Annotated in this window: 10 protein-coding genes; 6 read left to right on the top strand and 4 right to left on the bottom strand. The window is 71.8% G+C overall.

Translation table 11 applies throughout. The features are described from left to right. Positions 1 to 129: 129 nt before the first annotated feature. Positions 130 to 1,158, bottom strand: a complete 1,029-nt coding sequence (locus ACFWNV_RS18780; RefSeq protein ID WP_383947889.1) for an NAD(P)/FAD-dependent oxidoreductase — start codon at positions 1,156 to 1,158, stop codon at positions 130 to 132. Positions 1,159 to 1,275: 117 nt separating this feature from the next. Here ACFWNV_RS18780 and ACFWNV_RS18775 point away from each other — a divergent pair, with 117 nt between their 5' ends. From ACFWNV_RS18775 to ACFWNV_RS18765, 3 genes are all read left to right on the top strand, one after another. Then, complete coding sequence (locus ACFWNV_RS18775) at positions 1,276 to 1,944, top strand: helix-turn-helix domain-containing protein (protein ID WP_383947886.1); 669 nt, start codon at positions 1,276 to 1,278, stop codon at positions 1,942 to 1,944. A 139-nt stretch (positions 1,945 to 2,083) separates the two neighbouring features. After that, positions 2,084 to 3,058: a class I SAM-dependent methyltransferase gene (locus ACFWNV_RS18770; RefSeq protein ID WP_383947883.1), complete on the top strand. Its 975-nt coding sequence runs from the start codon at positions 2,084 to 2,086 to the stop codon at positions 3,056 to 3,058. A gap of 152 nt (positions 3,059 to 3,210) precedes the next feature. Further along, on the top strand, positions 3,211 to 4,185 hold the full coding sequence (locus ACFWNV_RS18765; protein WP_383947880.1) for a magnesium transporter CorA family protein: 975 nt from the start codon (positions 3,211 to 3,213) through the stop codon (positions 4,183 to 4,185). Positions 4,186 to 4,225: 40 nt separating this feature from the next. On the opposite strand, the gene ACFWNV_RS18760 is transcribed toward ACFWNV_RS18765, so the two are convergent. Then, positions 4,226 to 4,843, bottom strand: a complete 618-nt coding sequence (locus ACFWNV_RS18760; protein ID WP_383947878.1) for a TetR/AcrR family transcriptional regulator — start codon at positions 4,841 to 4,843, stop codon at positions 4,226 to 4,228. Between the two features lie 185 nt (positions 4,844 to 5,028). Between ACFWNV_RS18760 and ACFWNV_RS18755 the strand changes: the two genes are divergently transcribed. The 3 genes from ACFWNV_RS18755 (at position 5,029) to ACFWNV_RS18745 (ending at position 7,225) form a co-directional block, all read left to right on the top strand. Next, positions 5,029 to 6,492, top strand: coding sequence for an MFS transporter (locus tag ACFWNV_RS18755; RefSeq protein ID WP_383947875.1), 1,464 nt, complete (start codon positions 5,029 to 5,031; stop codon positions 6,490 to 6,492). A 214-nt stretch (positions 6,493 to 6,706) separates the two neighbouring features. Beyond that, positions 6,707 to 6,862, top strand: coding sequence for a DUF6131 family protein (locus tag ACFWNV_RS18750; protein WP_327308865.1), 156 nt, complete (start codon positions 6,707 to 6,709; stop codon positions 6,860 to 6,862). Positions 6,863 to 6,970: 108 nt separating this feature from the next. Continuing rightward, positions 6,971 to 7,225: a hypothetical protein gene (locus tag ACFWNV_RS18745; RefSeq protein WP_383947872.1), complete on the top strand. Its 255-nt coding sequence runs from the start codon at positions 6,971 to 6,973 to the stop codon at positions 7,223 to 7,225. Between the two features lie 125 nt (positions 7,226 to 7,350). On the opposite strand, the gene ACFWNV_RS18740 is transcribed toward ACFWNV_RS18745, so the two are convergent. Together ACFWNV_RS18740 and ACFWNV_RS18735 are read right to left on the bottom strand one after the other, a co-directional pair. Next, entirely contained in the window at positions 7,351 to 7,695 is a 345-nt protein-coding gene (locus ACFWNV_RS18740) for an SH3 domain-containing protein (RefSeq protein WP_383947869.1), read from the bottom strand. Positions 7,696 to 7,946: 251 nt separating this feature from the next. After that, on the bottom strand, positions 7,947 to 8,250 hold a 304-nt coding region (locus tag ACFWNV_RS18735), incomplete at its 5' end, for a PRC-barrel domain-containing protein (protein ID WP_383947867.1).

Genomic DNA, 8,250 nt, shown 5'->3' with positions numbered 1-8,250 from the left:
TATTGGTTTTTGTCTTCGTCGGGCCGGTCCGGGGCGGGCGGGGGGGGTTTCTGTTTCGGTTCCGGTTTCTGGTTTGGGGGGAGGGGGAGGGGCGGAGGGTGGCAGGCGCTCGGGCGCGCCCGCCACCGGTCAGGCGATGGTGGCGGAGGCCGTGCCGTTCCCCGCCGCGGCGAGGGCCGCGACCGCCGCGTCGGTGTCCGCGACGGCGAGGAGGGCGTTGATGTGGGCGCCCGCCAGGGCCCCGGCCGCGGCCGAGGCCCCGACCTGGGCCATCGGGTCGGTGACGTTGCCGGCCACCCACACTCCCGGCACGCCGGTGGCGCCGGCCGGGCCGGAGGCGAAGCTGCGGCCGCCGCCGGGCAGGTTCTCCATCGGCAGGCCCAGACCCGCCAGCCCCTCGGTGCGGGCCACGGGCGTGCTCGCCACCGCGAGGACGCGGCGGGCGACGACGGGGCCGTCCGTCAGGCGGACGCCGCCGATGCCGCCGTTCCCGTCCTCGACGACCTCTTCGACCGGGGTGTCGACGACCCGGATGCCGCGTGCGTCGAAGCGCGTACGGGTCTCTTCGTCGAGCTCGGTGCCGTGCGCGAAGTAGACGAGGTCGTCGGTGAGCTGACGGAACAGCAGCGCGTGGTGGACCGACGCGGGACCGGTGGCGAGGACGCCGATCGGCTCGTCGCGCACCTCCCAGCCGTGGCAGTACGGGCAGTGCACCACGCCGCGGCCCCAGTGTCCGGCCAGCCCGGGCAGATCGGGCAGCACGTCGCGCAGGCCGGTGGCCACCAGCAGGCGGCGCGCCGTCAGGACGCGGCCGTCGGCCAGGGTGACGGTGAAGCGCAGGTCGCCGTCGGCGGACGGAGCGGCGTGCTCTGCGGCGCGGACCTCGCCGGAGACGACGAGGCCGCCGTAGCCGCGTACCTCCTCGCGGCCCCGTCCGTACAGTTCCGCCGGCGGGGTGCCGTCGAGGCCGAGCAGGCCGTGCACGCCCTCGGCGGGTGCGTTGCGGGGGGTGCCGCTGTCGATCACGACGACCGAGCGGCGGGAGCGGGCGAGCATCAGCGCACCGTTGAGGCCGGCGGCGCCGCCGCCGATCACCACGGCGTCGACGGTCCCGTCCGGCAGTGCGTCGGTCGCGCATGCGGTGGTCATCGCGGACATGTCGTCGATTCCTTCCTGGGTGTTGGATGTTTCTTCGTACCGGCCCGGTGGTCCGGGATGGTCCGGGGCCGTCTGTCTGCACACGAAGCTAACCCCGAGTTGCAGCACAGGCATACAATGTTGCCTATGACGCAAGAAGACGGTGACCTGGACAGCCTCGTACGCAAACGCATCCGCGCGCTGCGGGTGGCGCAGGGCTGGTCCCTGGAGGAACTGGCCGTGCGTGCCCGGCTCAGCCAGTCCACGCTCAGCCGCATCGAGAACGGTCAGCGCCGCCTGGCCCTGGACAGTCTCGTCACCCTCGCCCGCGCCCTGGACACCACCTTGGACCAGCTCGTGGAGACCGCGACCGACGATGTCGTCACCAGTCCGATGATCGACGCCGCCCGCGGACAGATGCGCTGGCCGATCAAGGGCGAGCCGGGCATGACGGTCATCCGCCAGCGCATGACCGAGCCGCCGCCCGACAACCCCTCCCGCATGCGCGCGCACCCCGGGCGCGAATGGCTCGTGGTGCTGTCCGGCACCGCGATCCTCCTGCTGGGGAACCGCCGCTTCCGCATCGAGGCCAACCAGTCCGCGGAATTCCCCACGATGATGCCGCACGCGATCGGCGCCGAAGGGGGACCGTGCGAGATCCTGGGCATCTTCGACCGCGACGCCCGCCGCGGCCACCAGCGGGACGGCGGCGTAGGCGGCACGGGTGACGGGGGTGACACGGGTGCAACGGGTGACGCCGGCAGCGGTGCGGGTGGCGAAGGTGCTGCTCAGGGGCCGGCTCACTGAGGGCGTGCGGCGGCACTTTCGGGGCCGTACGGGTCGTCCGGCGCGGGCGTCTTGCGCGTCCTGGGGGCCATCGGGCCATCTTCTTGCCTAACCGGCAAGAGTCGATGCGGCAAGCGCATGACCGCCCTACCGTGGAGCCATGACCCACGCACCGCACGCACCCCAGCACGGCGACACCCACAACGGCCACGGCCACGGCCACGGCGGCCACCAAGGCCAGGACCAGCCCGGTCACGGCAACCACGGGCACGCCCAGCACGGCCACGCCCAGCACGGTCATGACCACGGCCACACCCGGAACGACCTCGAGGGCCAGGCCGAGATCCTCGACCTGGACGCGGAGGTCCTCGCCGAGCACATCACCGACATCACCACGTGGCTGCCCCTGAACGAGCCCCCGCGCCACATCGTGGACCTGGGCTCCGGCACCGGAGCCGGCACCTTCGCCCTGCTGGAACAGTTCCCCGACGCGCACGTCACGGCCGTCGACTCCTCGGCGGCGCACCTGCAGCGCCTGCGCGAGAAGGCGTGCGCCCGGGGCGTGGAGGACCGCGTCCGCACCGTGCAGGCCGACCTCGACGAGACCGAGTGGCCCGACCTCGGCGTGCCCGACCTGGTGTGGGCCTCGGCCTCGATGCACCACATGGCCGACCCGGACCGGGCCCTGCGCACGGTCCGCGAACTGCTCGCCCCCGGCGGCCTGTTCGCCGTCGTCGAACTGGCGGGCTTCCCCCGCTTCCTGCCCGAAGACGCCCCCGAAGGCCGGCCCGGACTGGAAGACCGCTGCCACACCGCGAGCGAGAGCTACCACACCGAGCACGTGCCCCACCGCGGCGCCGACTGGGGACCGAAGCTCACCGCGGCCGGATTCACCCTCGACGGCGACCGCGTGATCGACGTGAACATCGAAGGCTCCCGAAGCGAAGCCGTCGGCGCGTACGCACTCGGCAGCCTGCAGCGCCTTCGCCGCAGCATCACCGAGGTCCTCGGCCCCGAGGACCTCGCCGCACTCGACCTGCTGCTCGACACCGACGGCCCCGGGAGCATCCTGCGCCGCGACGACCTCGCCGTGCGGACCGAGCGCACCGTCTGGGCGGCGCGCCGCACGCACTGATCCGCACGGCCGCCGCACGCATCGCGCCACGCCCCGCGCCCACCGCGCCGAGCCCCGCGCGACGCCCCCGCGGGCCGGTCTCCGCCGTGCGACGCCGCCCCGGCGGGGTGTCGCTCGCGGACCGGCCCGAGCCGTCCGTCTAGCCTGCTCCGGTGGCACGAACCCGGCTCTACCGCGACGGCGTCCTGGCCCTGGAGGGGTTCCCCGCCGAAGACCTCTCCGCGTACGCGGGGCAGCCCGACTGCACCGTCTGGCTGGACCTCTGCGATCCCACCGAGGCGGACTTCGACCTGATCACCGAGCAGTTCGGGCTGCACGAGCTGGCCGTCGAGGACGCCCGGCACGCGCATCAGCGCGCCAAGCTCGACCGCTACCGCACGCACCTCTTCCTCAGTGCCTACGCCGTCTACACCGACACCCCCGAAGGCCCCCTGCTGACCCGGGAGATCTCCGCCTTCATCACCCCCAACGCCCTGATCACCGTCCGTGCGAGCGGCCACTTCGACATGGACCGCGTCGTCGCCTACTGGGACGATTCCGCCGACCTCGCCAAGGAGGGCGTCGGCTTCCTGCTCCACGGACTGCTCGACTACCTGGTGGACGATCACTTCAAAGCCGTCCAGCAGCTCGACGAACAGATCGAGGCCCTGGAGCAACTCCTCTTCGAGGACGGCCGCGACGAGGTCCGGACCGTCCAGCGCCGCTCGTACGCCCTGCGCAAGGACCTGGTGCTCCTGAGGCGGGTGGTGCTGCCCATGCGCGAGGTCGTCAACACGCTGCTGCGCCGCGACCTGCACACCGTCAGCCCCGCGATGCTGCCGTACTACCAGGACGTCTACGACCACGTCCTGCGCGCCACCGAGTGGACCGAGTCCCTGCGCGACCTGGTGAACTCGGTCATGGACACCAATCTCACCGTCCAGGGCAACCGGCTGAACCTGATCATGAAGAAGGTCACCAGCTGGGCCTCCATCGTCGCCGTCCCGACCGCGATCACCGGCTTCTACGGCCAGAACGTCCCCTTCCCGGGCGACGGCACCCGTACCGGCTTCCTGGTCTCCTCCACGCTGATGCTCACCCTCTCCGTGGCCCTCTACTTCGGCTTCAAGAGGCGCGACTGGATCTGAGCCGCGGATCGGAGCGGGCAGTGGCGCGGCCCGGCGGAGGTCAGTCCTGCGGCCGGCGCAGCAGCGGGGGAGCCGGGTGGGGCAGGGGGCTCGCCCCGACCGGGCTCAGAGCGTCCATGACCAGGGCCACGTAGCGGCGCCAGCCCTCCTCGGCCGGATCCATGGTCCACAGCACGCTGACCAGCATGCTCATGATCCTCTTCAGGTCCTCGGGTACGAGGTCCCCCCGGATCACCCCGGTCTGCTGGCCGCGCGCCACCAGTGGGTCGAGCGCCTCGAAGAACCGGGCGCTGACCTCCGCGGAGAGGACGCCGGCCTTGCGGGCGGCCGTCAGGACGTGGTGCTCGTCGGCGGCCGAGGCCAGCGCGGCTTCGAGGACGACGCTCAGACCGCGGCGGGGGTCCTCGTCGGCCAGTCCGCGGTCGATGGCGGGCAGCACGTCCTGGGTGAACTGCTGGTCGAGCACGGCCCGGAGCAGCGCGGCCTTGTCGGGGAAGCGGCGGAAGAGCGTGGCGATCCCCACTCCGGCGCGTCGCGCGATCTCGTCGAGCGGCGCACAGGGTCCCAGCTCGGCGTACACGTCGCGTGCCGCTCGGACGATCTTCTCGATGTTGCGCACGGCGTCGGCGCGCAGGGGTTTGGGACTGTCGTTCGACACGCTGCCGACCCTACAACCGATAGTCGACGATCGGATCCGGTTGACACGTCGCGCACCGCGAACTGATAGTTGACTACTGATTGTGGTGTGCACCGACCCCGTACCGCCACATAGCCGGGCAGACCCCCCGAACCTCGTGCGCCCCGTGCCGTCGCCGGCCGACAAGACACCCCCAAGGACGCTTCATGCAACAGCCGCCCGCGGCCGCCCCCCGTACCGGCAAGGTGATCGCGACGCTCGCCCTCGCGGGCATCGCCGCAGCCGTCATGCAGACCCTGGTCACGCCGCTGCTGGCCGACCTGCCGAACCTCCTGCACACCTCCCACTCCAACTCCGCCTGGGTGGTCACCGCCACCCTCCTGGTCGCGGGCGTGTGCGTGCCCATCAGCGGACGCCTGGGCGACATGCTCGGCAAGCGCCGCATGCTGCTGGCCTGTTGCATACCGCTGATCATCGGGTCGGTGGTGTGCGCGCTGGCGGGCGGCGTCGTCCAGATGATCATCGGGCGGGGGCTGCAAGGCGTCGGCATGGGCATGATCCCGCTGGGCATCGCCCTGCTCCGCGACATCCTCCCTGCGGAGAAGCTCAGTTCCTCCATCGCCCTCGTCAGCGCCTCGATGGGCATCGGCGGCGGCATCGGCCTCCCGCTGTCCGCCGCCGTCGCTCAGTACACGAGCTGGCGCTTCCTGTTCTGGGGGTCCGCCGCGCTCGCCGGCTGCGTCGCCGTCATGATCGTGGCCTTCATTCCCGAGGTCCCGGCCGCCGCCAAGGGTCAGCGCTTCGACGTGATCGGCGCACTGGGCCTCGCGGCCGGCCTGGTGTCCCTGCTGCTGTTCGTGTCCAAGGGCGCCGACTGGGGCTGGGGCTCCGCCACCACCCTCGGCCTGATCGCCACCGCCGTCGTGGTGCTGGCCGCCTGGGGGTGGTTCGAGTGGCGGACCACCGATCCGTTGGTCGACCTGCGCACCACGGTCCGCCCGCGCGTCCTGCTGACCAACCTCGCCTCGGTGTCCATCGGCTTCGGCATGTACGCGAGCATGCTGGTCATCCCGCAACTGCTTCAGTTCCCCGCAGCCACCGGCTACGGCCTGGGCCAGTCCATGCTGGCGGCGGGCATGTGGATGCTGCCCGGCGGGCTGATGATGATGGCCCTGTCCCCCCTCGGGGGCAAGCTCACCAACCTCCACGGGCCGAAGGTCACCCTCGTCAGCGGCGCGCTCGTCCTGGCGGCGGGCTACGGCGTCGCGCTCCTCTTCTCCTCGACGGCCGTCGGCCTGATGGCCGCCGTCATGGTCATCAACAGCGGTGTCGCCCTCGCCTACGGAGCCATGCCCGCTCTGATCATGAGCGCGGTCCCGCTGACGGAGACGGGCGCCGCCAACGGGTTCAACGCCCTCATGCGCTCCCTGGGCACCTCCGTCGGCGCGGCCGTCGTCGGTGTAGTCCTGGCGCAGATGACCACCACGGCGGGCGGTTTCACCTTCACCTCCGAGGCGGGCTTCCGCACCGGCCTGCTCATGGGCGGCGGCTTCGCCCTGCTCTCCGGGGCCATCGCCGCCCTGATCCCCGCCCTCCGGCCGCAGCAGCCCGAACTGCGCGACCAGGCGGACCCGGCGACCGAACCGGCCCCCACCTCACTGAGCAAGTAGACCCGCGAACCGGCCCGGCCGGGGCGCCGATCCGATCCGGCAGGTCCACGAGCCGGACCTGCCGGCCCGAACGGCGCCCCGCCCGGCCGCAGTTACCGCAGCTCCGGCCCGAGGCCGACGGCGACTAGGAAGGGTGTTCGGGGGTAGACGCGCGGCGAGGCACCGCTGCGGAGCCACCGCTCAGCAGCTTTCCCGACCCGCGAGTGAGGACATCATGCTTTTCGCCGGACTCATCCTTCTGCTCATCGGATTCCTGACCGGAATCTCCGTTCTGTGGACCATCGGCGTGATCCTGCTCGTGGTGGGCGCGGTGCTGTGGATCATGGGGTCGGTCGGACACGCGGTCGGCGGCCGGCGGCACTACTGGTAGCCGCCGTTCCCCTTTCGGGGGCAACTCGGCTGTGTCATAAGCCCGTTGCAGGGCATCCGCGCAGTACGCCCGTCAGGCAGGCGGAGTACTCGAAGGAAGGGAACCGCGATGACGACGACCGGATTGCACGGACACAAGACCCTCCCCGGCGCACAGGCGCTCCGCCGGCAGGCCGTCCGGACCCGCAAGGAGCTCGGCCGCCTCGTGGAGGACGGGAAGCTCGACTCCGCACGGGGCAAGGCCGTGCGGGCGGCGACCACGGTCCGGAGCCACCGGACCGCGTGGGTCACGGCCGTCGGCGTACTGGCCGCGGCCCTGCTGGCCCGGCGGAGCCGTCGGGCGCGGCGGGACAAGGCTGTCTGAGCCGACCGTTCCGGGCCGGACGAGAAGCGAGCGCGCATCCGCACCAGGTCTGCACCCGTGAAGGGAGCGGCCCCCGAACTTCGGGGGCCGCTCCCTTCACGCATGTCACCGCTCGCCGCGCGCTCTCAGCAGGGGCGGACCGGCTGGAGGTTGTGGACGTAGCGGGCCGAGACCCAGCCCTTCGAGCCGTGCAGGCGGTACCACACCGGGTTGCCGTCCACCCAGCCCCCGCGCTTCTGGCACACGAGGAGCACCCGCTCGTGCGGACGCAGCTGCTTCACCACGTCCGAGTACACGGTCGGCTTCTCGCGGACGTTGAGCGGTGCGCGGGACTCCACGACGCCCACGGGGCCGGACGGGCCCCGCCCGTACCCGGCGGCGAGCCCGTCGGCCGCCCAGCCGGCCGTGCTCAGCGGCCCGATCAGTACTCCGGCCGCCAAGGCGTACGTCAGCAATGCCTTCTTCACCATCGGATCCACTCTCCCTGTGTCGCCTGGGCGCGGGGCCGGCAGCCCGTGCGGCCGACCGCCCGACCGACTATCCACCGCTGCGGCTGCGGATCGTCGGCGCCCAGGAGGGAACACGCCCCCGTTGCTCCGAATGGCCCAGAGTCTGGTGCCCCGGCCGTGTTCCGGGCCGACGACGGCCCGGAGAAAGCAGTCGGCGGGTACGCGAACGGGCCCGGACTCGTCGAGTCCGGGCCCGTTCCTGTGACTCCGGGTCAGATGATGCGGCCGCCGAAGCCGCCGACGGAGTAGTAGGTCCCGAGCTCCTCGCGGTACCCGACGTCGTCGAGGTGCTTCTCGCGGTGGAACTCCGGAGCGTTCTTGATCTGCTCCTTCGTGCCGTCGACGTAGATCTTCTGCTCGTTCACATCGACGATGATCACGGTGCTCGCCGGGAGCAGGACCTCCTTGCCGAAGATCCAGATCCCGGTGTCCACGACCAGGTAGGCGTCACCGGCCTCGTCGGAGTGCTTGTCGACCTTGCCGATGCTGCCGTCGGTCGCCTCGACCGTGTACCCG

Origin of the sequence: Streptomyces sp. NPDC058401 (genome assembly GCF_042722885.1) — a bacterium.
Classification (GTDB): domain Bacteria; phylum Actinomycetota; class Actinomycetes; order Streptomycetales; family Streptomycetaceae; genus Streptomyces.
Note: the sequence above shows the minus strand (reverse complement) of the source record. Positions and strands in the feature narration are given on the sequence as shown.

Excerpts from the sequence above, each read along its gene's own strand:
- ACFWNV_RS18750 (WP_327308865.1), top strand. The coding sequence starts at position 6,707 with ATGCTTTTCGCCGGACTCATCCTTCTGCTCATCGGATTCCTGACCGGA.
- ACFWNV_RS18770 (WP_383947883.1), top strand. The coding sequence starts at position 2,084 with ATGACCCACGCACCGCACGCACCCCAGCACGGCGACACCCACAACGGC.
- ACFWNV_RS18775 (WP_383947886.1), top strand. The coding sequence starts at position 1,276 with ATGTTGCCTATGACGCAAGAAGACGGTGACCTGGACAGCCTCGTACGC.
- ACFWNV_RS18780 (WP_383947889.1), bottom strand. The coding sequence starts at position 1,158 with ATGTCCGCGATGACCACCGCATGCGCGACCGACGCACTGCCGGACGGG.
- ACFWNV_RS18745 (WP_383947872.1), top strand. The coding sequence starts at position 6,971 with ATGACGACGACCGGATTGCACGGACACAAGACCCTCCCCGGCGCACAG.
- ACFWNV_RS18740 (WP_383947869.1), bottom strand. The coding sequence starts at position 7,695 with ATGGTGAAGAAGGCATTGCTGACGTACGCCTTGGCGGCCGGAGTACTG.
- ACFWNV_RS18755 (WP_383947875.1), top strand. The coding sequence starts at position 5,029 with ATGCAACAGCCGCCCGCGGCCGCCCCCCGTACCGGCAAGGTGATCGCG.